This window comes from Paraburkholderia steynii (genome assembly GCF_900100565.1).
Taxonomy (GTDB): domain Bacteria; phylum Pseudomonadota; class Gammaproteobacteria; order Burkholderiales; family Burkholderiaceae; genus Paraburkholderia; species Paraburkholderia terrae.
Map to the genome: position 1 here is coordinate 17,325 of NZ_FNDI01000010.1, position 20,675 is coordinate 37,999.

The 20,675-nt window shown below is 63.1% G+C and carries 24 protein-coding genes, 1 tRNA gene and 1 riboswitch; of the genes, 15 read left to right on the forward strand and 10 right to left on the reverse strand.

What is annotated here, in order from left to right; genetic code table 11:
* Positions 1 to 4: 4 nt before the first annotated feature.
* Positions 5 to 1,363, reverse strand: a complete 1,359-nt coding sequence (locus tag BLT65_RS18925) for an MFS transporter (protein WP_091779904.1) — start codon at positions 1,361 to 1,363, stop codon at positions 5 to 7.
* 223 nt (positions 1,364 to 1,586) lie between these two features.
* On the opposite strand from BLT65_RS18925, the gene BLT65_RS18930 reads away from it, so the two are divergent.
* A complete protein-coding gene (locus tag BLT65_RS18930; RefSeq protein WP_091779907.1) occupies positions 1,587 to 2,417 on the forward strand; it encodes an EAL domain-containing protein in 831 nt (276 codons plus the stop codon).
* Here BLT65_RS18930 and BLT65_RS18935 read toward each other — a convergent pair.
* Entirely contained in the window at positions 2,414 to 3,238 is an 825-nt protein-coding gene (locus BLT65_RS18935; protein WP_091779909.1) for an IclR family transcriptional regulator, read from the reverse strand. The genes BLT65_RS18930 and BLT65_RS18935 overlap by 4 nt on opposite strands.
* A gap of 121 nt (positions 3,239 to 3,359) precedes the next feature.
* Between BLT65_RS18935 and BLT65_RS18940 the strand changes: the two genes are divergently transcribed.
* Complete coding sequence (locus BLT65_RS18940) at positions 3,360 to 4,550, forward strand: acyl-CoA dehydrogenase (protein WP_007738163.1); 1,191 nt, start codon at positions 3,360 to 3,362, stop codon at positions 4,548 to 4,550.
* Positions 4,551 to 4,652: 102 nt separating this feature from the next.
* Here the strand turns inward: BLT65_RS18940 and BLT65_RS18945 are convergent, their stop codons facing one another.
* Complete coding sequence (locus BLT65_RS18945; protein ID WP_042310690.1) at positions 4,653 to 5,291, reverse strand: peroxiredoxin; 639 nt, start codon at positions 5,289 to 5,291, stop codon at positions 4,653 to 4,655.
* A 395-nt stretch (positions 5,292 to 5,686) separates the two neighbouring features.
* Between BLT65_RS18945 and BLT65_RS18950 the strand changes: the two genes are divergently transcribed.
* The 3 genes from BLT65_RS18950 to BLT65_RS18960 all read left to right on the forward strand — a co-directional run bounded on the left by BLT65_RS18950 (position 5,687) and on the right by BLT65_RS18960 (position 7,028).
* The gene (locus tag BLT65_RS18950) at positions 5,687 to 5,989 is read left to right on the forward strand and encodes an ElaB/YgaM/YqjD family protein (RefSeq protein ID WP_007584918.1); all 303 of its coding nucleotides are present in this window, start codon (positions 5,687 to 5,689) and stop codon (positions 5,987 to 5,989) included.
* 132 nt (positions 5,990 to 6,121) lie between these two features.
* Positions 6,122 to 6,505, forward strand: coding sequence for a phage holin family protein (locus BLT65_RS18955; protein WP_091779912.1), 384 nt, complete (start codon positions 6,122 to 6,124; stop codon positions 6,503 to 6,505).
* Between the two features lie 43 nt (positions 6,506 to 6,548).
* Positions 6,549 to 7,028, forward strand: a complete 480-nt coding sequence (locus BLT65_RS18960; RefSeq protein WP_042310686.1) for a DUF3318 domain-containing protein — start codon at positions 6,549 to 6,551, stop codon at positions 7,026 to 7,028.
* A 30-nt stretch (positions 7,029 to 7,058) separates the two neighbouring features.
* Here the strand turns inward: BLT65_RS18960 and BLT65_RS18965 are convergent, their stop codons facing one another.
* From BLT65_RS18965 to glyA, 7 genes are all read right to left on the reverse strand, one after another.
* A complete protein-coding gene (locus BLT65_RS18965; protein ID WP_091780221.1) occupies positions 7,059 to 7,478 on the reverse strand; it encodes a type IV pilin protein in 420 nt (139 codons plus the stop codon).
* 26 nt (positions 7,479 to 7,504) lie between these two features.
* Entirely contained in the window at positions 7,505 to 8,014 is a 510-nt protein-coding gene (locus tag BLT65_RS18970) for a pilus assembly PilX family protein (RefSeq protein ID WP_244186529.1), read from the reverse strand.
* A 29-nt stretch (positions 8,015 to 8,043) separates the two neighbouring features.
* On the reverse strand, positions 8,044 to 8,805 hold the full coding sequence (locus tag BLT65_RS18975; protein ID WP_244186532.1) for a PilW family protein: 762 nt from the start codon (positions 8,803 to 8,805) through the stop codon (positions 8,044 to 8,046).
* A gap of 92 nt (positions 8,806 to 8,897) precedes the next feature.
* Positions 8,898 to 9,308 carry a prepilin-type N-terminal cleavage/methylation domain-containing protein gene (locus BLT65_RS18980; RefSeq protein ID WP_091779918.1) on the reverse strand — a complete coding sequence of 137 codons (411 nt, stop codon included), beginning with the start codon at positions 9,306 to 9,308 and terminating at the stop codon, positions 8,898 to 8,900.
* Entirely contained in the window at positions 9,305 to 9,865 is a 561-nt protein-coding gene (locus BLT65_RS18985) for a GspH/FimT family pseudopilin (protein WP_208545780.1), read from the reverse strand. Before BLT65_RS18985 ends, BLT65_RS18980 begins: the two co-directional genes overlap by 4 nt.
* Positions 9,866 to 10,037: 172 nt before the next feature.
* Positions 10,038 to 10,529 carry a transcriptional regulator NrdR gene (gene nrdR / locus BLT65_RS18990; RefSeq protein WP_007584925.1) on the reverse strand — a complete coding sequence of 164 codons (492 nt, stop codon included), beginning with the start codon at positions 10,527 to 10,529 and terminating at the stop codon, positions 10,038 to 10,040.
* 6 nt (positions 10,530 to 10,535) lie between these two features.
* The gene (gene glyA / locus BLT65_RS18995) at positions 10,536 to 11,783 is read right to left on the reverse strand and encodes a serine hydroxymethyltransferase (protein ID WP_036002965.1); all 1,248 of its coding nucleotides are present in this window, start codon (positions 11,781 to 11,783) and stop codon (positions 10,536 to 10,538) included.
* 184 nt (positions 11,784 to 11,967) lie between these two features.
* Positions 11,968 to 12,082: riboswitch (ZMP/ZTP riboswitch) on the reverse strand.
* A 211-nt stretch (positions 12,083 to 12,293) separates the two neighbouring features.
* Between glyA and ydfG the strand changes: the two genes are divergently transcribed.
* The 10 genes from ydfG to BLT65_RS19045 all read left to right on the forward strand — a co-directional run bounded on the left by ydfG (position 12,294) and on the right by BLT65_RS19045 (position 20,671).
* Positions 12,294 to 13,040, forward strand: a complete 747-nt coding sequence (ydfG, locus tag BLT65_RS19000) for a bifunctional NADP-dependent 3-hydroxy acid dehydrogenase/3-hydroxypropionate dehydrogenase YdfG (RefSeq protein WP_007584934.1) — start codon at positions 12,294 to 12,296, stop codon at positions 13,038 to 13,040.
* 122 nt (positions 13,041 to 13,162) lie between these two features.
* Positions 13,163 to 13,633: a tol-pal system-associated acyl-CoA thioesterase gene (gene ybgC / locus BLT65_RS19005; RefSeq protein WP_042310676.1), complete on the forward strand. Its 471-nt coding sequence runs from the start codon at positions 13,163 to 13,165 to the stop codon at positions 13,631 to 13,633.
* Between the two features lie 165 nt (positions 13,634 to 13,798).
* Complete coding sequence (gene tolQ, locus BLT65_RS19010) at positions 13,799 to 14,476, forward strand: protein TolQ (RefSeq protein ID WP_007584943.1); 678 nt, start codon at positions 13,799 to 13,801, stop codon at positions 14,474 to 14,476.
* Between the two features lie 10 nt (positions 14,477 to 14,486).
* Entirely contained in the window at positions 14,487 to 14,933 is a 447-nt protein-coding gene (tolR, locus tag BLT65_RS19015; RefSeq protein ID WP_042310674.1) for a protein TolR, read from the forward strand.
* Positions 14,930 to 15,952 (forward strand): cell envelope integrity protein TolA, encoded by a 1,023-nt coding sequence (gene tolA, locus BLT65_RS19020; RefSeq protein ID WP_091779923.1) that lies wholly within the window; start codon positions 14,930 to 14,932, stop codon positions 15,950 to 15,952. Before tolR ends, tolA begins: the two co-directional genes overlap by 4 nt.
* 116 nt (positions 15,953 to 16,068) lie before the next feature.
* Entirely contained in the window at positions 16,069 to 17,361 is a 1,293-nt protein-coding gene (gene tolB, locus BLT65_RS19025; protein WP_036002953.1) for a Tol-Pal system beta propeller repeat protein TolB, read from the forward strand.
* A 19-nt stretch (positions 17,362 to 17,380) separates the two neighbouring features.
* Positions 17,381 to 17,890, forward strand: coding sequence for a peptidoglycan-associated lipoprotein Pal (gene pal / locus BLT65_RS19030; protein ID WP_007584951.1), 510 nt, complete (start codon positions 17,381 to 17,383; stop codon positions 17,888 to 17,890).
* A gap of 15 nt (positions 17,891 to 17,905) precedes the next feature.
* Positions 17,906 to 18,655, forward strand: coding sequence for a tol-pal system protein YbgF (gene ybgF, locus BLT65_RS19035; protein ID WP_042310670.1), 750 nt, complete (start codon positions 17,906 to 17,908; stop codon positions 18,653 to 18,655).
* Between the two features lie 218 nt (positions 18,656 to 18,873).
* A tRNA-Lys gene (locus BLT65_RS19040) sits at positions 18,874 to 18,949 on the forward strand.
* Positions 18,950 to 19,510: 561 nt separating this feature from the next.
* Positions 19,511 to 20,671: a glycosyltransferase gene (locus BLT65_RS19045; protein ID WP_091779926.1), complete on the forward strand. Its 1,161-nt coding sequence runs from the start codon at positions 19,511 to 19,513 to the stop codon at positions 20,669 to 20,671.
* Positions 20,672 to 20,675: the final 4 nt, after the last annotated feature.

A 20,675-nucleotide genomic window follows, 5' to 3' on the forward strand; every position in this document is an offset into this window, starting at 1 on the left:
AATCTCAAGCAGTCTGCGCTTTGGCCAGGCCGCCGCGCCGACGCGTGGCGGCGGCAAGCGTCAGCACCAGCAATGCGGAACACAGCACGGGCAAGGCGGCCGCGTGAAACAGCTGGGCGTTGCTCCAGTTCAGCGCAATCAGTTGTCCGCCGACGAGCGGCCCGATCACCGAGCCAATCCGGCCAATGCCGAGGCTCCAGCCGATGCCCGTCGAGCGCAGCGTGGTGGGATAGAAGTGTCCGGCGAGCGCATTGACAGCCGGCTGTCCGCCGACGATACAGAAGCCGCCTGCGAAGACGACAACGAGCAGCCACGCGAGTGCATGCGACACCACGCCAATCGCACCGACGCTCAGCGCGCCGAGTGCGAAGCACGCGAACAGCACGCGCACAAAACCGAAACGTTCGATAAACCAGCCGAGCAGCAGCGTGCCGACCACGCCGCCCGTTTGCAGCACGGTGCCGACGATGACGGCTGTGGACGGCGAATAGCCGGCGTCGCGCATCACGGTCGGCAGCCAGTTCGACAGGAAGTACAGATCGATCAGGTTCATGAAGCTGATGCCCCAGAGGATCAGCGTGACGGGCCCACGCCCCGCGCGGAACAACTCGGCGACGGGCGCGCCGCCGCTGGCCTTTTCCTGCACGACGAGGCGCGTGCCGGGGCCGACGCCAAGCGACGGATCGAACTTGGCCAGCCACTGCCGCGCGCGTTCATTGCGGCCCTTCAGCACGAGAAATTGCAGCGACTCGGGCAGCGCGGCGAACATCGCCACGGCGAGCACGAGCGGCACCGCGCCGCCGACCCAGAATACCGCGCGCCAGCCGTATGCGGGAATCAGCGCCGCGCTGATGAAGCCGCCGATGGCCGCGCCGAGCGTGAAGCCGCACGACACCAGCATCATCCGTTTGACGCGGTGCGCGGGCGTCGAAAACTCGCCGACCAGCGCCATCGCATTCGGCATGATGCAGCCGAGACCCAGCCCCGTGATGAAGCGCAGCGCGATCAGCGCGGGAATGGTCGAGACGAACGGCGTCGCGAGCATCGACAGCGCGAAGAAGAAGGTCGAGCCGATCAGCACCGGGCGCCGTCCGATCCGGTCCGCCAGCACCGACAGCACGAGCGCGCCCAGCAGCATGCCGAACAGGCTCGCGCTGAACACGGGCCCGAGCGCGGCCTTCGATACATGCCATTCGCCGATCACGCTCGGCGCGACGTAGCCCATGGCTTGCGCATCGAAGCCGTCGATGACGAGGCACAGCCCGCACAGCACGAGCAGCATCAACTGAAACGTCGGCCGATGCGCATCGGCCAGCGCGCGCTCGACTTCGATCACATCGGCAGAACGGTGGGATTCGCTCATCTTTCGCTTCCTGCGGAACGGGGTAAAAAGGCTGCAGCACGAATTTACGAATAGTAAAACAGATTCCGATTAGTGAAATTAACGTAAACCCTAGATCGGGCATCGATCGCCACACGAATGGCGAAATCCATATCAGTATTTGGTGCATGAAAGAGCGGTCGCCGCTGCTACCATCGAAGCGTGCGGCGCCCCGCCGCGATCCAAGTCCGCTCCCCACGTATTCATGATCCCGCTGACCATCCCCGAACTCGTCGAACGCGCTTCCACTCACCCGTTTCTCGGCGAGCATCTGAGAATGGGCACAGGCCCACGCAGCGGCGAAGCCATTGCGACTTACGGCGACGTCGAGCTCGGCAGCAGCTATGAACCGATCTTCGACATTTCGGTGCATGCGCTGGCGCAGTCGCTGTCGTCGTCGCCCGATAGCGCGGACCGTTTCGGCGATGAACTCGGTGTCCAGGCCGTCACGCAACTGGCCGACGGCACGCCGCTCGACAGCTTCGACCCGTTCGACCATGTACCCGACGACCAGCAACTGGTCGCGCTGGACCGGATGTCGCGCGCGATGCACGCCGTCAACTTCTTCGGTCCGCAGCGGCACGGCCTGCTGTTTCTGCGCGTGCATGAGCGGCTGCTGAAGAGCGTGCGCTACGACCACGGCCGGCATTTCTCGGCCGTGCTGATGTCGTTTGGGTTAAATCCGTCGCGAGTCGTGATCGAACTGCCGGCTGCGGCGGTCGCGCATAAGACGTTTCTTGGCTATCTGACCAAGAGCTATCAGCACTATGGATTTAAGGTCGCCGGCAATCTGCCGAACGCAGGGCAGATCCTGTCCGTGTCGGACATGGCGAGATTGGATTTCATCAAGATGGATGCCGCTTCGGCGTTGCGCGATTCGATGGTGAAGCCGCTGGTCAGCTATGCGAATCGGCTAAAAATTCCGTTGATCTTCAATCGCGTGGCGACTGAAACTCAGTTCGATCTGTTGCAGCAATACGATGTGCGGTTCGTGCAGGGGCCGTTGTTCATCGTGCATGACAACCGGACGGCTTAAGCTTGTTCTGGGGCCGGCCCCAGACGGCGCGCCAACGCTTTCAGACGCGGCGCGACCACCTCCCGAAATACGCTCTCCCCCATCGACGACGCCGGGCCGCTACAGCTCAGCACCAGCAGCCGCCCATCGCGCGGGTCGCTGAAGGGCACGGCCACGGCGTTCACGTCGTCGTGCCAGTCGCGAAACGAATAGCAACAACCCTCTCGCGCGAACCTGTCGATTTCCTCTTGCGCCTGGGCGACCAGTTGCGCGCCTTCGTCGCCCGCTGCCCGCTGCAGTTCAGCCAGCAGCGCGGCGCGCGCGGCGCCGGATTGCACGGCGAGATACGCGCGGCCCATTGAACTCGTCAGCATCGACAGCTTCGAACCGGATGCGAGCCCGAGTGTGAGCGCCGTCTCGCTGCGGATCGTCTCCAGGTAGATCATGTCCAGACCGTCCCGGCATCCGAGCGACACAGCCGCGCCGACCTCGCGCGCGAAATCGCGCATGTGCGGACGCGCGAGCTCGAGCGTATCGGTGCCCGACAGCAGCGCAAAACCAAGCGACAGCACGCCAGCATCGAGCGCGTACTTGCCGAGCGCCTCGTCGAAGCGCAGATAGCCGAGTACCGTCAGCGTGTAGGCAAGCCGGTTCACCGTCGCCTTCGGCAAACCCGTGCGCTCGACGAAGTCGCGGTTGCCCAGCAGCGTCTCGCCCGGACGGAAGGCGCGCAGCAGGTCGAGCCCGCGCGCCAGCGCGACGACGAATTTGCGTTCGTCGACGGGATCGGACGCACGCGTCGAGGCGGACGTTGGGGATGTTATGGATGCAGGTTTCGACATCGGGTGCTAAACTCAGTCGTCGTTTTGCAAAACATTGTTTCGCAGAGCGGAACTCAAGTCAAGCATGAGATCAGAATGCGGCGTTTCAGCGTTCCGCTCTGATCGATTCAGGAGATACGTCATGGCAGCCGCCGCGCAATTCAATTGGGAAGACCCGCTGCTCCTCAACCAGCAGCTCACGGAAGAAGAACGCATGGTGCGCGACGCCGCGCATGCCTACGCGCAGGACAAGCTCGCGCCGCGCGTGCTCGAAGCGTTCCGTAACGAGAAAACGGACGCCACGATCTTCCGCGAGATGGGCGAACTGGGCCTGCTCGGCCCGACCATTCCCGAGCAATACGGCGGCCCCGGCCTCAACTATGTGAGCTACGGGCTGATCGCGCGCGAGGTGGAACGCGTGGATTCAGGCTACCGGTCGATGATGTCGGTGCAGTCGTCGCTGGTCATGGTCCCCATCTTCGAATTCGGCTCCGACGCGCAGAAAGACAAATATCTGCCGAAGCTCGCGACGGGCGAATGGATCGGCTGCTTCGGCCTGACCGAGCCGAACCACGGCTCCGATCCGGGCAGCATGGTCACGCGGGCGAAGAAAGTCGACGGCGGCTACTCGCTGTCCGGCTCGAAGATGTGGATCACGAATTCGCCGATCGCGGATGTGTTCGTCGTCTGGGCGCAGCTCGAAACGGACGGCAAGGATGAGATTCGCGGCTTCATCCTTGAGAAAGGCTGGAAAGGCTTGAGCGCACCTGCCATCCACGGCAAGGTCGGCCTGCGTGCGTCGATCACGGGTGAGATCGTTCTCGATGAAGTGTTCGTGCCGGAAGAGAATCTGATGCCCGGCGTGAAAGGCTTGCGCGGACCGTTCACCTGTCTGAATTCGGCGCGCTACGGCATTGCGTGGGGCGCGCTCGGCGCGGCGGAAGACTGCTGGCACACCGCGCGTCAGTACACGCTCGATCGCAAGCAGTTCGGCCGGCCGCTCGCCGCGAACCAGCTGATCCAGAAGAAGCTCGCCGACATGCAGACGGAAATCACGCTCGGCCTGCAAGGCGTGCTGCGCCTTGGCCGGATGAAGGACGAAGGCACGGCCGCCGTCGAAATCACGTCGATCATGAAGCGCAATTCGTGCGGCAAGTCGCTCGACATCGCGCGGATGGCGCGTGACATGCTGGGCGGCAACGGTATCTCGGACGAGTTCGGCGTCGCGCGGCATCTGGTGAATCTGGAAGTCGTGAACACGTACGAAGGCACGCACGATATTCACGCGCTGATTCTCGGACGCGCACAGACGGGCATCCAGGCGTTCTTCTGAGGCTTTGCGATTCGTCGCAAACCCTCGGGAAAGCAGTAAGCAAAAAGCCCGCGTTCTCAACGAACGCGGGCTTTTTTTTTGAACCGTACAAGAAGCGGAAGCTTACTTGTTCGGTTGCGGCGTCATCCGCAGATACGGACGCAGCGCCTTGTAGCCCTTCGGGAACTTGCGCTTGATCTCTTCCTCGTCCTTCAGCGACGGCACGATCACGACGTCGTCGCCATGCTTCCAGTTGCCCGGCGTCGCGACCTGATAGTTGTCCGTCAATTGCAGCGAGTCGATCACGCGCAGCACTTCATCGAAGTTACGGCCCGTGCTGGCCGGGTACGTGATGATCAGACGCACCTTCTTCGCCGGGTCGATGATGAACAGCGACCGGACCGTCAGCGTGGCGTTCGCGTTCGGATGGATCATGTCATACAGTTCCGACACCTTGCGGTCGCCGTCGGCGAGAATCGGGAAGCCGACGCTCGCGGCCTGCGTCTCGTTGATGTCCTTGATCCACTCGGCGTGCGATTCCTTATTGTCGACGGACAATGCGATCGTCTTCACGCTGCGCTTGTCGAATTCGCTCGCGAGCTTCGCGGTCAGGCCGAGTTCCGTCGTGCAGACGGGCGTGAAGTCCGCGGGGTGCGAAAACAGGACGCCCCAGCTGTCGCCAAGCCATTCGTGAAACCTGATGCGGCCAATGCTCGAATCCTGCTCGAAATCGGGTGCGACATCGCCAAGACGTAGACTCATAGTGCAGCTCCTTGAAGTTGTTCGAATGATTTGCCCGTCCGGCCGGACGAGGGGTACAAATTAGAGCATAAGGGATCAGGACATGCACTTCTAACGAACATCGGCTGCGACGCTTATCAGGTTTTGTAATTTTCTTCCGGATGTACGAAACTTAGCGGGACAGATCAACTCCATCAAACGGTGGCGTGTTCTGCAACACGTTGAGCGGGACAGTCCGAAACGGGCAATATGAAACGCCTGTGACGTTCGGGAACGCTTCATGCAACGGCGTCCGGGTATTGCGCGCTTCACGCAAAGCCCATGACGCACGGTCAGTCGTAAGGTCTGCTGGCTCGCCAGCGGCCGTTTCTATGGTTTACGATTCACGCGTAGCGTGCGCACGAAGGGAGCAGTCAATGTCGGAAGTCAACAAGGAGAGATTGATGTCGGATATCAAAACCGTACTCGCAGACGCGGAAGATCTGCTGAAGCAGGCCGCGAGCGCCACTGGCGAACGCGCTTCTGAACTGCGCGAGACGGCGCTCTCGCGTCTCAAGCAGGCGAAGGAAAAGGCAGCCGACGTGCAGGTCGTAGTCGTCGAGAAAGGCAAGAAGGCCGCGCGGGCCACCGACGACTATGTCCACGAACATCCGTGGGCATCGATTGGCATTGCAGCCGGCGTCGGCGTGCTGGTGGGCCTGCTGATCAATCGTAAGTAACGCGCGTGAAAGCGCGCGTGAAGCAGCCTGCCGCGAGGTCGAGCGGCCGGCGCGCTTCGCTAACAGGCGGACGGGCGCACGCGCCCTGTCCGCACCTTCTTCGCGCATCCTCGCGCGCAATACGCTGAAGCCATGATCGATACACAAACGCAGAGCGGGGACCGCGGGCCATTGCGGCGCATTCTCAGTTCGTTCTTTTCGATCCTGCAGACGCGGCTCGAACTGATCGGCATCGAGCTGGCCGAAGAAAAAGACCGGCTGCTGATGGTGCTGTTCATGGGCCTGGCCGCGATGATGCTCGCAACGATGGCGCTGATCGCGCTGACTGCGCTGATCGCGATTGCCTTCTGGGACACTTACCGGTGGCAGTCGCTCGCGGGCATCACGATCGTCTACGCGATCGCGGCGATCGGCTTTGCGCTGCGGGCGCGCAGCGGCTTGCACAACTCGCCGATGATCTTCGAAGCCACGCTCAACGAATTCGAGAAAGACCGCGAGATTTTCCGCAAACGCTGAACGCAGCGCAGCTTTTTTCGCTGTCCATTGCCATCGATCAACCATGAGTCAGGTCCATTCCGAGAACGCATTCCGCAGCCGCCGACCGACCGCCAAAGACTTGAGCGCGCCACATCTGCGCGCGCTGCGCAAGGAACTGCTGATCGTGCGCGCGGACGTCGAGCGCATGGAACTCGCGCAGGCAACGCTCGACCTGCGCAACGCCGTCACGCATTTCAGCTGGCTCAAGTTCATCGTGCCGGGCTTCGCCGGAGGGATGCCTTGGGGACGCCGGCGCGGCGCGTCGGCAGGGATCGGCGCGCTACTCAAGGAATACCCGCTGATCAGTTCGATCGTCTCGCTGCTGCTCGCGAAGCCGCTCCGCGCCACCGTGGTCGGGACCGCGAAGCCCGTGCTCAAGTGGGGCAGCGTTGGCCTTGCCGCGTGGGAGGCGTATCGCATCTATCAGCAGGTGAAGCGCGAATCGCGCAAGCCGGGGACGTCGGCTGCCGCGTCTGGCGATGCCGATATGAGCCCGCCCTGATCGGGCGCGTTTCGAAGATCACCTCATCGTCTAACGCGCGCTCCAGCAATCGTCGGGGTCAGCGATCGCGGCGTTTCTGTTCGACTTTGAGCCTGTCGCGTCGAGTATGAACGTGCCGCACGCGTCCTCTGCCATCGGACCGTTCTCCAATGGCTGCGCCTCAAGCGCGTAGCCACCGTTCGAATCGTCGGCAGGCAACATGCGCAGCCGATACACCGCCCTCCCGCCCTGCGGCGCCTGATCGAGACCGGACGGCAACGGCGCGCCATCCACATGGGCGGCAGATTCCGCGAACTGCGCCGCGCGATAGAGCGCGGACGCTGCGTCCGTTCTGTGCGCTTTTGCGATATGGCCGTGATATGACGGGATCGTGAAGGCGGCCAGCGTCGCCGCAATCGCTAGCGCGACGATCAGTTCGAGTAGCGAAAAAGCGCGATCATTGGTCTTCATTGCAACGGTCATGACGGGATGTGTACTCAAAAAGGGCGCGCAGCAACGCGTCGCCAGTGTTTTTCGATCGTGCTGCCTTCGACCACCAACTGAAGTTGCAGCCACATCTGCGAATCCACCTTGCGCCCGTAGCCTCTTGCGGTGACGAGCCAGGTTTGCGCGCTTGCGCGGTTCGTCAGCTGCCACTTTTCGATCAGGCATTGCGGTGCGCGAAACGACAGCGAGGTCGGCCACCATGCGAATGGCGCGATTGCATTGGCTTCGAAGGTCGTTTGCGATTTCCAGCCGACGGGCTCGCCGCCGACGCCCGACATGCCCGGCATGCCCGCAAGCGCACCGTTGACGACATTGCGCGCGCATGTCGACAGAGCCGAGTCCGCTGCGTGCAGCGCGATCAGATGGTCGGCCATACCCGCCGCGTTTCGCGCGGCCGCCACCGATTGCTCGAACCACGCAGCCGAGGTCGCGAGCATCATTGCCGCGATCAGCAGCACGACGGGCAGCGCAATGCCCCGATCGTGTGCATGCCGGTGCAACCGTCGTTTGTGTCTGCACGGCGAAGAGATCACGCTGCGCGCCCCTCGTTGTTGCGTATCGCGACGCGCCGCCAGAACGCCCGCCTTACGCGCGCATCGACACTGAGCGCGGACACGCCTTCGCAATCGAGATAGCGCGACTGGAGCGTCTGCGGCGCGCCTCGAACGAGCACGCATACGTCGACGGCGACGACATTGGCCCATTGCGCGGGCAACAACTGCGCCGCGTCCATCGCAGAGGATGCAGCCACAAGCCAATACCGCAAACGCACGCGCTCGACACCTTCGACAAGCGGCTGCGACGAATTGGCCTTCCCCGTTCCTTCGCAGTACAGCTCGGGCTCGCCCGTCGAGCCGCTGGCCTTCGCATAGAAGCGGTTCACGACGGATACGCCCGGCGCATCGGCGTCCGTCTTCGTGACGCCCTGCCCGAGACAGTCGGTCGCGAGTCCTGCCGTGGATGGCCACGTCGAAACGCTATCGGCCACGTAGCGCACCGCGACACCATCCGAATGCGTCGCGAGCGATTCACAGGTCAGGCTGTCATCGGCGCCGATCGGCCTTCCGCCCGAGCAGCCGAACAGGCGAGGGCGCGCTGTATACGTGCCGGGCATGTCGGCGGGAACGAAGCCTGCCATCTGTAACTGTTCGCCAATTAACGTCAACGCGGTCATGCCCGCATCGTGGATCTGCGCTGCGTCTGCGGCCTGCGTGAAGGCGATTCGCTGCGAGCGGTAAAGCGACACCGCGCCTGCGGTCACGATCAGGCCAAGCGCCATCGCTATCGTCATCTCGAGGAGCGTGTGGCCGAAGTCCACGCGTCGGCTACATGCACGCGTGAAGGGAGCAGGCGACTTCACCGGGAAAACGCCATCGCGACGCATTAAACGTCTTGCGGCGCGTCCGCATCGCCGCACGATGCAGGCATGTCGATCATGTCGCCCGGATTCGACGCGTTGCGCGGCATGTTGTCCCGCCAGGCCCATGTCGCGCGGGCAAAGGAAAGATCGGCGCCACCGCCACTAGTGCCCGCATCACCCTTCGGCAGCAGATTCGCTGCACGCGCTCTCCATTGCGAGATCGCCGCGTCGTTGGGATTCGGCGCGCGCGCCGCCTCGGCGATCGCATCGGCGACGAGCGCAGCCTGCGCGCGATAAGAAATGGCACGCGCGTCTCGCGCAATCGACAATTGCACGGCGACTAGACCAAGCACGGTGACGGCCGTGACAGCCACCGCGACGAGCACTTCAAGCAAGCTCTGACCGCGCTGCGAGACAAGACGAGCGCGCGTCATGCCGCCGCTCCGCACGCGCCGTCGACGATGCGCGCCCGCCCACCCGCCGCGATGCGGATGCAGCGTCGCCAGTCCTTACCCTGCGTCGCCTTCGATTCGACACGCGGGCCGATATCGAAGCTGCGAAAGCTGCCGTTGGCCTGGCCCGCGGGTGGCGTGAAAGTGAGATTGGTGAGCGCGCCAACGATGCTGACGGGCGCAAGATCGGGCTGCGCGCGCAACGGATAGAAGCCGCCGCCACGCTCGATCATGACGGCCCATCCACAAGACCAGTCGACGACACCCGTTTTGCACGGCTGTCCCGCCGCAAGACAACGCCGCGCGGCATCGATGCGGCACACGGTCACGCGCGCGCCGCGCCGCAATGCCTCGCCGCGCGCGTAACTGAGTGTGGACAACAGCGCGCGGGCGCGCGCGTCGACCTGATCGCGTACGCGCCACGCAACGAACGACGGCACCGTCAACGTCGCGACGATCGCGAGCAACGCGATCACGACGAGCGTTTCAAACAGCGTGAACCCGCGGCACACGCGCCGCGTATGAGCGTTTCGTTTCATCAGCATTCCTCGATTTCCGCCAAGAATGCGACGACTCTAACGATGCGCAACCGCTCCCACAATTAGCCGGATGGCCAGGTGGCGGACGCACGAATCCCTGCACGAGAATGTCCGTGCATCAAGTGAATTCGCGGCAGAACTTCAGGGAGAGAGAATGCGGATGCGCGAAAAATCAGCGCTTGCGGGAAGGCTTCGCGGGCGCGGCCGGAGCGTTCATCCGGCGAAACTCTTCAATGACGTCCTCGAACTCGGAGACGTCTTCGAAACGCCGGTACACGGAAGCAAAGCGCACGTACGCGATGGTGTCCAATGCGCGCAGTTCGTTCATCACGAGCTCGCCCAGACGCTCGCTGCGTACTTCGCGCTCGCCGCTGCCGAGCAACTGATACTCGATGCGCGACGCGGCGGCGTCGATGGCGTCGGCAGCAACTGGACGCTTGCGCAGCGCCAGTTGCATGCTCGCCACGATCTTGCGGCGATCGAACTCCGTGCGGCTGCCATCCTTCTTGACGACCGAGGGCAACGCCAGCTCGACCCGCTCGTACGTCGTGAAACGCTTGTCGCAGGCCGGGCAGCGCCGGCGGCGCCGGATCGCTGCGCCGTCCTCGGACACACGCGAGTCGACGACCTGTGTATCGTCATGCCGGCAGAAGGGGCAGCGCATGGCGGCTTAGCGGTAGACCGGGAAGCGTTGGGTCAACTCGGCGACCTGCGCGCGCACGCGCTCGATCGTGGCCGTGTCTTCCGGGTTGTCCAGCACGTCGGCGATCAGGTTGCCGACCTGCTCGGCTTCCTTCGTGCCGAAGCCACGCGTCGTCATGGCGGGCGAACCGAGGCGGATGCCGCTCGTCACGAACGGCTTTTCCGGGTCGTTCGGAATCGCGTTCTTGTTCACGGTGATGTGCGCCGCGCCCAGTGCCGCTTCCGCTGCCTTACCCGTGATCTTCTTCGCGCGCAGGTCGACCAGCATCACGTGGCTTTCCGTACGGCCCGACACGATGCGCAGGCCCCGCTTGACGAGCGTTTCAGCCAGCACGCGCGCGTTGTCGACCACGTGCTGCTGGTATTCCTTGAATTCCGGCGCCAGTGCTTCCTTGAACGCAACAGCCTTGCCCGCGATCACGTGCATCAGCGGACCGCCCTGGATGCCCGGGAAAATGGCCGAGTTGATCTGCTTCTCGAACTCCGCCTTCATCAGGATCACGCCGCCGCGCGGGCCGCGCAGGCTCTTGTGCGTGGTCGTCGTGACGAAGTCGGCGAACGGCACCGGATTCGGGTACACGCCCGCTGCGATCAGGCCAGCATAGTGAGCCATGTCGACCATCAGGTACGCGCCAACCGATTTCGCGATCTTCGACAGACGCTCGAAGTCGATACGCAGCGCGAACGCCGATGCGCCCGCGACGATGATCTTCGGCTTGTGTTCCTGAGCCAGCTTCTCGGCTGCGTCGTAGTCGATGTCTTCGGCTTCGTTCAGGCCGTAGCTGACGACGTTGAACCACTTGCCCGACATGTTGACGGGCGAGCCGTGCGTCAAATGGCCGCCGTGTGCGAGGCTCATGCCCATGATCGTGTCGCCCGGCTTGAGCATCGCGAAGAACACGCCCTGGTTCGCCTGCGAGCCCGAGTTCGGCTGGACATTCGCGGCTTCGGCGCCGAACAGCTGCTTCACGCGGTCGATCGCCAGTTGTTCGACGACGTCGACGTATTCGCAGCCGCCGTAGTAGCGCTTGCCCGGGTAGCCTTCGGCGTACTTGTTGGTGAGCTGCGAGCCCTGTGCGGCCATCACCGCCGGGCTCGTGTAGTTTTCCGACGCGATCAGTTCGATGTGCTCTTCCTGACGGCGGTCTTCGTCCTGGATTGCCTTCCAGATTTCCGGATCGACATTGGCGATGGTGCTTTGGGCTTTGTCAAACATGCTGGTTCCGTTAAGTGTGTTCAGGTTGACCGGATCGTGCGCAGGTCGTGTGCCGGGAGCGTATTGGGTACGCAGCACTGCTGGCCACCGCTGATGGTGGGAGCCTTGACGCGGCGTATGAAGGAGGTGCCGCACACGCGAGTCAGGACAACCACCGGCAGCGCAAACGACGGCGCGCGCGAAACATGGCTGCCCAGGCGAACGGCAAAACGGCACCCTGCGCTTCACGGTGGGACGCTCCACCTTGAACCCGTCAGGCTTGACAGCATGGGGTTCTATCGCCAGTCACGCAGGGGTGAGCGCGTTAGTTTATTGGAACCGGGTCGAATAGGCAACCGAGGCAACCGCGCCGGCCGGCGCGCCGCCACGGCGGCCAGAAGCCCCGGCCTGCCGTGGCAGTGGCCGCCCGGCGGCCCGCCTGAACGTGCCTTCGCGCGGCGGGGTCATTCTTGCCGCATTGCCGCATTGGAAGTAGGCTTGTGGCCTTTCTCCACCGACCAGGGAACAGCAATGATCGTGTTCGTCACAGGCGCGTCCGCAGGGTTCGGCGCCGCTATCGCCAGGGCTTTCGTCAAGGGCGGCCATCGCGTGGTCGCGACCGCGCGCCGCAAGGATCGCCTGCAGGCGCTCGCCGACGAGCTCGGCGAAAACCTTCTGCCCTTCGAACTGGATGTGCGCGACCGCGCAGCCGTCGAAGCCGTCCCCAACGCGCTGCCCGCCGACTTTGCCGCCGTCGACGTGCTCGTCAACAACGCCGGCCTCGCGCTCGGCCTTGAGCCCGCCCAGCGCGCCGTGCTCGACGACTGGACGACGATGATCGACACCAACTGCATGGGTCTCGTGCAGGTCACGCGCGCCTTCCTGCCGGGCATGATCGAGCGCAGTCGCGGGCATGTGTTCAATCTGGGGTCGGTGGCAGCCATGTACCCGTATCCTGGCGGCAACGTGTACGGCGCGACCAAGGCGTTCGTGCGCCAGTTCAGCCTGAACCTGCGCGCCGACCTGCACGGCACGCCCGTTCGCGTGACGGACATCGAGCCGGGCCTGTGCGGCGGCACCGAGTTTTCGAACGTGCGTTTCCGCGGCGACGACGAGAAGGCTGCGGGCGTCTATCAGAACGTCCAGCCGCTCACGGCCGAAGACATCGCCGATTCGATCTACTGGATCGCGACGCGCCCCGCGCACGTCAACATCAATACGATCGAACTGATGCCTGTCGCGCAGTCGTTTGCGGGCCTGAACATCCACCGCGGCTAGGTTTCACGGGCGCGCCGCGTCGGCCGGATCGTGTAGCAGCGACGCGACGCCCGTCGTGCAGGCCGAGCACAACCGGACACGAAAGTGCCCAAAAATGCGGCGCGCTTTTGCGTTCCGGTAAAATGCGCGCCATGAATATGTCTGACAGTCAGTCCGGCGCGGAAATCGGCTTTATCTGGCCGATTCGCGTGTATTACGAAGACACCGATGCCGGCGGCATCGTGTTTTACGCGAACTACCTGAAATTTTTCGAGCGCGCGCGCACCGAATGGCTGCGCGCGTGCGGCGTCGATCAACGCAAGCTGGCCGAAGAATCGGGCGCGCTCTTTGTCGTGCGCAGCACTGCGCTCGACTATCGCGCGCCTGCCCGGCTCGACGACATGCTGCGCATCGTCAGCCGGATCGAGCGGCTCGGCCGCGCATCGGTGGATTTCGCTCAGGAAGCCTGGCGCGACGATACGCTGCTGGCGACGGGCACGATCCGCGTCGGCTGTGTCGACTCGCAATCGATGAAGCCGGCCGCCATTCCTCCGCCGGTTCACGCCGCGTTGCGGCGCGAACCGGGCCCCAGCGTGTCAACGACGAGTATTTGAGCGTCGTTGTTAGCTGGACAGTGAACTCGTAACGGTCACAACAAGACCAAGCATGGTTCGGCGAAGAACCCGCCGAAGCTTCCGGTTTGCCAACTGAATGCCAACCGAACGCTTCGACTCACCTTGCAGCCGGACGCCCCACCCGGGACGTTACAACGAACCTCTATGAACACTACACAAGATCTGTCGATCATTTCCCTCGTTCTCAATGCGAGCCTGCTGGCGCAGGCAGTGATGGCGCTGCTGTTGCTGCTGTCGCTGATGTCGTGGACTTTCATCTTCCGCAAGTGGTTTGCGATTCGCCGCGCACGGGCGCAGACTGAACGCTTCGAACGCGATTTCTGGTCGGGCGGCGACCTGCAGGCGCTGTATCAGAGCGCCGCGAACAACCGTCACACGATCGGCGCGCTCGAACGTATTTTCGAGTCGGGCATGCGTGAGTTCCTGAAGGGCAAGGAAAAGCGTCTCAACGATCCGGGCGCGATTCTCGACGGCGCGCGCCGTGCCATGCGCGCCGCATTCCAGCGCGAAATGGACGTGCTCGAAGCCAATCTCGCGTTCCTCGCATCGGTCGGCTCGGTCAGCCCGTATATCGGTCTGTTCGGCACGGTGTGGGGCATCATGAACGCGTTCCGCGGCCTCGCGAACGTCCAGCAGGCCACCCTCGCGAACGTCGCGCCGGGCATCGCCGAAGCGCTGACGGCAACGGCCATCGGCCTGTTCGCCGCGATCCCCGCCGTGGTCGCTTACAACCGCTACGCGCACGATATCGACCGCCTCGCGATCCGCTTCGAAACCTTCATCGAAGAGTTCTCGAACATCCTGCAACGTCAGGCCCATTAAGGAGTCCACGATGGCCGGTTCAGCCCGTTCCAGCATGCGCGGCAGCCGCTCGCGCCGCGCGATGGCCGACATCAACGTCGTCCCGTACATCGACGTGATGCTCGTGCTGCTCGTGATCTTCATGGTGACGGCCCCGCTCGTGGCGCCGTCGATCGTGAACCTGCCGACTGTCGGTGGCGCCGCCCCGCAGCAGCAGACGCCGCCCGTCGTCGTCAACATCAAGGCCGACGGCAACATGAACGTCAAGTACAAGGACGACGCGGGCGCGACGCAACAGGAGACGATGACGCAGGCCGATCTGCGCAGCTTCGTCACCGACCGTGAGGCGTCGCATCCCGACCAGCCCGTCGTGATTGCCGCCGACAAAACCGTCAAGTATGAAGTCGTGATGAACGTGATGTCCGACCTGAAGGCTCGTGGCGTCAAGCGCGTTGGATTGCTCGTCAAATCGCAATGACCCGCCGACAGAAAAACGCCTACCCGCTTCGACCGCCGCGCGAGCGCGGCACGTGGCGCGCGTTCGCGCTCGCCGCGGTGATGCACGTGCTGCTGGGGTTCTTCCTGTATCACGGCATTCACTGGCAGAACAGCACGCCCGCGGGCGCCGAAGCCGAACTGTGGACGGAAGTGCCAGACGTACCGGCGCCGCGCCCCGTTGTGCCGCCGCCCGTGCCCGTCAGGCCCGCGCCGCAGGTCAACGACGAACAGGCCGATATCGCGCTGCAGGAAAAGAAACGCAAGCAGCAGGAAGCGCAGCGTCAGGCCGAGCTCGCCGAGCAGCAGCGTCAGCAGAAGCTGCAGGCTCAGCAGGAAGCCGAGGCGAAGCGCCAGCAGCAGCTCGCCGCCGACCAGGCCGCAGCGGCCGCCGCAGCGAAGCTCAAACAGCAACAGCAGCAACAGGCCGACAAGCTCAAGCAGCAGCAACTCGCCCAGCAGAAGCAGGAGCAGTTGAAGAAGCAGCAGGAAGAGCAGAAGGAGCAGCAAAAGGAACAGGAAGCGAAGCAGGCGCAAGCCGACGCGCAGGCCAAGGCTGACGCGGCGAAAGCCGCCAAGGCCAAGGCTGCCGCGCAGGCCGCCGAAGCCGCTAAGAAGCTCGACGCCGAGCGCCGTCAGCGTCTTGCCGCGCTGCAGGGCGTGGCAGGCGGCGAAGGCTCGACGGGCAACGGTCTCGCGAAGAGCGGCACGGGCAGCGGCGCGGGCGGCACGGCGACATCGCCGGGCTATGCAGAGAAGGTCCAGCGCCGCGTTCGTCCGAACATCATCTGGTCGGGCGATACGTCGGGCCTGCAAACGGTCGTCTCCGTGCGCTGCTCGCCGACGGGCACGCTGCTGAGCGCGACCGTCACCCGCAGCAGCGGGAACCAGGCGTGGGACGACGCCGCGCTGCGAGCCGTCCAGCGGTCGGATCCGATGCCTCAGGACATCGACGGCAAGACGCCAGGCAGTTTTACGATCACGCTGCGTCCAGCCGCCTGACGCAGGCGTTTCCGATTCGCACGCTGTCGCGGGCGGACCGGGAACGAAATCTGCGTAGGTCGGTCTGTTTGTAGTCGTGAAGTGTTAGCAATTCGTTTTTGGGGAACCTATACAGAATGAGTTTGATGACCAAGCTAGGCCTGCGAGCGCTCGTCGCATCGTGTCTGATCGCCGCCGGCGGTGCCGCCCATGCACAACTCAACGTCCTCGTGACGGGCGTCGGGTCCACCCAGTTCCCGATCGCCACGGCAAATTTTGCCAACGAGGCCAATTCTCCCCAGCAGATCAGCACGATCGTCCGCCAGGACCTTCAGCGCAGCGGTAAATTCACCAATATCGACGCCGGCAGCGCGCCCGTTTCGGAAGGCGATTCCGTCGATCTCGGCGCCTGGAAGGCCAAGGGCGCGAATGCGTTCGTCGCGGGCAGCGTCACCAAGCTGCCAAACGGCCAGTACCAGGTGCGCTTCAAGCTGTACGACACCGTCAACCAGCAAAGCCTCGGCGGCCTCGAACTGGTCAGCCCGGAAAGCGGCCTGCGCATGAGCGCGCACAAGGTTGCCGACTACATCTATGCAAAGCTGATGGGCGGCCGCGGCGTGTTCGCAACGCGTCTGTCGTACGTGATCAAGACGGGCAACCGCTATCAGCTGCAGATTTCCGATTCGGACGGCCAGGACGCGCACATCGCCCTCTCCAGCCCCGAGCCGATCATCTCGCCGGCGTGGTCGCCGGATGGCACGAAGGTCGCGTATGTGTCGTTCGAAAAGAAAAAACCGATCGTCTACATCCACGATCTGCCTACGGGCCGCCGCGTCGTCGTGTCGGACCAGAAGGGCAACAACAGCGCGCCCGCCTGGTCGCCTGATGGCCGCACGCTCGCCGTCGCGCTGTCGCGCACCGGCAACACACAGATTTTCGCCGTCAATGCCGACGGCAGCGGCCTGCGCCGCCTCACGCAAGGCAGCGCGATCGACACCGAGCCGTCGTACTCTCCTGACGGCCAGTCCATCTATTTCACGAGCGACCGTGGCGGCCAGCCGCAGATCTACAAAATGCCGGCCGGCGGCGAGTCCGCAGGCGGCGCGCAGCGCGTGACCTTCACGGGCAACTACAATACGAGTCCGCGCGTGAGCCCGGACGGCAAGCAGCTCGCATACATCTCGCGCACGGGCGGGGGCTTCAAACTGTATATCCAGGATCTGCAGTCGGGCGTCGCGACGGCGCTCACTGATACAACACACGACGAATCGCCGAGCTTCGCGGCGAATGGTCAGTACATTCTTTACGCCACTCAGGTGAACGGCCGTGGCGTGTTGGCCGCAGTATCGACCGATGGTCGGACGCGGCAGGTCCTGTCCGTTCAGGGAGGCATCGTACGCGAGCCTTCCTGGGGCCCGTTTATGCAATAACACACAAGGAGAGTGAAGCATGATGTCCAAACTTCGTATCGCGTTTGCCGTGGGTATGGTCGGCGCGTTGGCTGCATGTCATTCGGGCGTCAAGCTCGACGAAAACGCCAACAAGGGTGGCGCGACGGGCGCTCAGCCTAACCCGAACGATGTCGCCACGGTGAACGTCGATCCGTTGAACGATCCGAACAGCCCGCTGGCCAAGCGCAGCATCTATTTCGACTTCGACAGCTACTCGGTCAAGGACGACTACCAGCCGCTGCTGCAGCAACACGCGCAGTATCTGAAGAGCCATCCGCAACGTCACGTCCTGATCCAGGGCAACACCGACGAGCGCGGCACGAGCGAATACAACCTGGCACTCGGCCAGAAGCGTGCTGAAGCTGTCCGCCGCTCGCTGTCGCTGCTGGGCGTTCCGGATTCGGAAATGGAAGCCGTAAGCCTCGGTAAGGAAAAGCCGCAGGCAACGGGTCATGACGAAGCGTCGTGGGCGCAAAACCGCCGCGCGGACCTCGTCTATCAACAGTAATAGGTGACAAGCCGTATGACGCCCCGTTTCTCCTGGCTGCGCATGGCCGCAGCCGCCTGCGTCGCGGGAACGGCCATGATGGCCCTGCCCGCGCACGCAGGCATGTTCGACGACGATCAGGCTCGCCAGGCGATTCTCGATCTGCGCACCAAGACCGATAGTCTGTCGAGCCAGCTGTCGGCGGCTCAACGCACGATCCTCGATCAGTCCAATCGCCTCGACCAGCTGAACCAGCAGGTCGCGACGCTGCGCGGGCAGAACGAGGACCTCGCCAATCAGGTCGCCACGTTGCAGAAGCAGCAGAAGGACTACTACACCGACCTCGACGGTCGTCTGAAGAAGTTCGAGCCGCAGCAGCAGACGGTCGATGGCGTCGAGGGCGCCGTGCAGCCGGGTGAAACGGACGCGTTCAACGCGGCTTCGCAGCAGTTCCGCAGCGGTGACTTCAAGAACGCGGCAACGTCGTTCCGCAGCTTTATCGCGAAGTACCCGCAGAGCCCGTATCAGCCTACGGCGCAATACTGGCTCGGCAACGCGCTCTACGCGCTGCGCGACTACAAGGGCTCGACGGCTGTGTGGCAAGGCGTCGTGCAGAAGTATCCGCAGCATCCGCGGGCGCCGGAAGCACTGCTGGCTATCGCGAACAACCAGCTCGAACAAGGTCAGAAGGCCGCCGCGAAAAAGACGCTCGAACAGATCGTCGCGCAGTACGGCGGCTCGGATGTCGCGCAATCGGCGCAAAGCAAGCTCTCGCAGATCAAGTGATGTTTGTGCGTCCGGCATGAGCCGGGCGTCTGCAAGGTCGGTGTGTTGAATGCAGTAAAACGCGCAGTGTCGACGCTTCAATAACCGATACGCGCGCCTCTCGCCGGAAAGCCCGGGACTTCATCGTTCCGGGCTTTTCTTTTGCGTGGATCGCTTGTTGGTCGGGCCGCGCCGGTTGACACGTTTTGGCTCGGCCGATATAATTCCGCTTCTCTTTTGGGTCGTTAGCTCAGCTGGTAGAGCAGCGGACTTTTAATCCGTTGGTCACAGGTTCGAATCCCGTACGGCCTACCAAAAGATTCAAGGGCTTAGCTTCGGCTAAGCCCTTTTCATTTCCGGCGGCCAATTCGTCATGCTAATAGGACTTGCCGCCATTCTGCAGTCGCCGCCAACGCGTCTGATTAACGCATTCGCACCTGCCCGCTACGCGCAAACGCCGTCATCCCACGCGAAAAAATTACCCACAGCGAGTTTCATTTTCATTAAGGCTACGCCAAAATTACTGGACAGATTCAATTGTCCAACTTCATTTACAACCAATAAAAAGCCTTAATTAATTCCGAATGTCACCGGCAAACAATATGTTTTCAGCGTAGACGTTGCGCAACACCCAACAATTCGATTTCCACCTCAAACCCTTGCCTGGCCTGCACCAGACGCATGCATTGCGATAACCGGCACGCACCGTTTCAGCCATATCTCAATCGCCATTCGGCAAGAATAGTGTTTTCCCGACAATAAACCCTTCTCCGTAGTCAATTTCAGCCAATTAATCCGCGTAAGCGAATTGTCTACTGCATAATCCAACCGACCTTCAATCATCAGCGCATCTCTAACCTGAAAAGGGTTGATCCGGTGACCGACAAACTGCTTACCGATTGGAGTACTGCGTCGCTGGGAAAAAGCACGGCGGCCGCCGACAAGCGGACCGTCTTCTACGTGCAGCCGATGATCGCCCACTATCGGATGGAAGTCGTCGAGTCGCTGAACCGGCTCTTTTCCGTCAAGCTTTTTGCCAGTTCGGCAGGGGTGGAATCGAATGGCTTTTCGCGAGAGAACCCCGCGTGCGAGGAGTTCGTCGAAACACACATCAGCCACTTCTTCTCTCCGGGCATCAACATGCAGCGGGAAGTCGTCGGAAGAATCGTGCGCGAGCGCCCCGCTGCCGTGCTGATATTCGCGGACATCCGCTATCTGTCGCTCTGGCTCGCGCTGATGGCCGGCCGCGCGATGCGCATTCCCGTCCTGATCCACGGTCAGGGCCTGTACCGGCACGAAGACGACGTCGGTGTGATCCGCACACTGTGCTACCGGATCGCCGTCGCGCTGTCGACGCAATACATCTGCTACACCGACGCGTCCAAGCGTTCACTGGAAAGCGTCGGTTGTCCTTCCGGGAAACTGATCGTGGCCGATAACTCGCTGACCGTCGAACACACCGTCGATCCCGCCGAAAAGTCGGGCAAGGAAACGGGCATCCTGTTCCTTGGACGGCTGCGCGACGACTCGAACGTCGGCGCGCTGATCGAAGCCGTCGGCCGTCTGCGCAGCGAGGATCATCAGATCACGCTGCACCTGGTCGGCGGCGGCAAGCACGGCGCGCAGCTCAAGCGCGTGTACGGCGACCGCGACTATGTCATCTGGTACGGACCGGTGTTCGACGAAAGCCGCATCGCGGCGATCAGCCGGCTTTGCCGCATCGGCTGCTATCCGGGGGCAGCGGGCCTGAGCGTGGTCCACATGTTCGGGCTGAGCCTGCCGCCGCTCGTTCACGACGAGCTGCAGCGGCACATGGGTCCCGAGCCGGGCTATGTCGAAGAAGGCAGCACGGGGTTCTTCTATCCGCGCGAAGGCGGTGTCGATGCACTCGCGGAAACGCTGCGGCGGGTCTGGACTATGTCGCCCGAAATGATGCGCGCGGCAAGCACCGCCGCCTATTCGAAGTATCAGCAGCTGAATTCGCCGACCCTCGGCAGAAAGCTGGCCGAGATCGTTCGCGCGTCGCTGAAGCCTTGATCGA

Excerpts from the sequence above, each read along its gene's own strand:
- BLT65_RS18930 (WP_091779907.1), top strand. The coding sequence starts at position 1,587 with ATGATCCCGCTGACCATCCCCGAACTCGTCGAACGCGCTTCCACTCAC.
- tolB (WP_036002953.1), top strand. The coding sequence starts at position 16,069 with ATGAGTTTGATGACCAAGCTAGGCCTGCGAGCGCTCGTCGCATCGTGT.
- BLT65_RS18945 (WP_042310690.1), bottom strand. The coding sequence starts at position 5,291 with ATGAGTCTACGTCTTGGCGATGTCGCACCCGATTTCGAGCAGGATTCG.
- ybgC (WP_042310676.1), top strand. The coding sequence starts at position 13,163 with ATGCGCGCCATGAATATGTCTGACAGTCAGTCCGGCGCGGAAATCGGC.
- tolA (WP_091779923.1), top strand. The coding sequence starts at position 14,930 with ATGACCCGCCGACAGAAAAACGCCTACCCGCTTCGACCGCCGCGCGAG.
- BLT65_RS18950 (WP_007584918.1), top strand. The coding sequence starts at position 5,687 with ATGTCGGAAGTCAACAAGGAGAGATTGATGTCGGATATCAAAACCGTA.
- glyA (WP_036002965.1), bottom strand. The coding sequence starts at position 11,783 with ATGTTTGACAAAGCCCAAAGCACCATCGCCAATGTCGATCCGGAAATC.
- tolR (WP_042310674.1), top strand. The coding sequence starts at position 14,487 with ATGGCCGGTTCAGCCCGTTCCAGCATGCGCGGCAGCCGCTCGCGCCGC.
- ybgF (WP_042310670.1), top strand. The coding sequence starts at position 17,906 with ATGACGCCCCGTTTCTCCTGGCTGCGCATGGCCGCAGCCGCCTGCGTC.
- ydfG (WP_007584934.1), top strand. The coding sequence starts at position 12,294 with ATGATCGTGTTCGTCACAGGCGCGTCCGCAGGGTTCGGCGCCGCTATC.
- nrdR (WP_007584925.1), bottom strand. The coding sequence starts at position 10,529 with ATGCGCTGCCCCTTCTGCCGGCATGACGATACACAGGTCGTCGACTCG.
- BLT65_RS18965 (WP_091780221.1), bottom strand. The coding sequence starts at position 7,478 with ATGAAGACCAATGATCGCGCTTTTTCGCTACTCGAACTGATCGTCGCG.
- BLT65_RS18955 (WP_091779912.1), top strand. The coding sequence starts at position 6,122 with ATGATCGATACACAAACGCAGAGCGGGGACCGCGGGCCATTGCGGCGC.
- BLT65_RS18935 (WP_091779909.1), bottom strand. The coding sequence starts at position 3,238 with ATGTCGAAACCTGCATCCATAACATCCCCAACGTCCGCCTCGACGCGT.
- BLT65_RS18975 (WP_244186532.1), bottom strand. The coding sequence starts at position 8,805 with ATGACGATAGCGATGGCGCTTGGCCTGATCGTGACCGCAGGCGCGGTG.
- BLT65_RS18925 (WP_091779904.1), bottom strand. The coding sequence starts at position 1,363 with ATGAGCGAATCCCACCGTTCTGCCGATGTGATCGAAGTCGAGCGCGCG.
- pal (WP_007584951.1), top strand. The coding sequence starts at position 17,381 with ATGATGTCCAAACTTCGTATCGCGTTTGCCGTGGGTATGGTCGGCGCG.
- BLT65_RS18960 (WP_042310686.1), top strand. The coding sequence starts at position 6,549 with ATGAGTCAGGTCCATTCCGAGAACGCATTCCGCAGCCGCCGACCGACC.
- BLT65_RS18980 (WP_091779918.1), bottom strand. The coding sequence starts at position 9,308 with ATGACGCGCGCTCGTCTTGTCTCGCAGCGCGGTCAGAGCTTGCTTGAA.
- BLT65_RS18985 (WP_208545780.1), bottom strand. The coding sequence starts at position 9,865 with ATGAAACGAAACGCTCATACGCGGCGCGTGTGCCGCGGGTTCACGCTG.
- tolQ (WP_007584943.1), top strand. The coding sequence starts at position 13,799 with ATGAACACTACACAAGATCTGTCGATCATTTCCCTCGTTCTCAATGCG.
- BLT65_RS18940 (WP_007738163.1), top strand. The coding sequence starts at position 3,360 with ATGGCAGCCGCCGCGCAATTCAATTGGGAAGACCCGCTGCTCCTCAAC.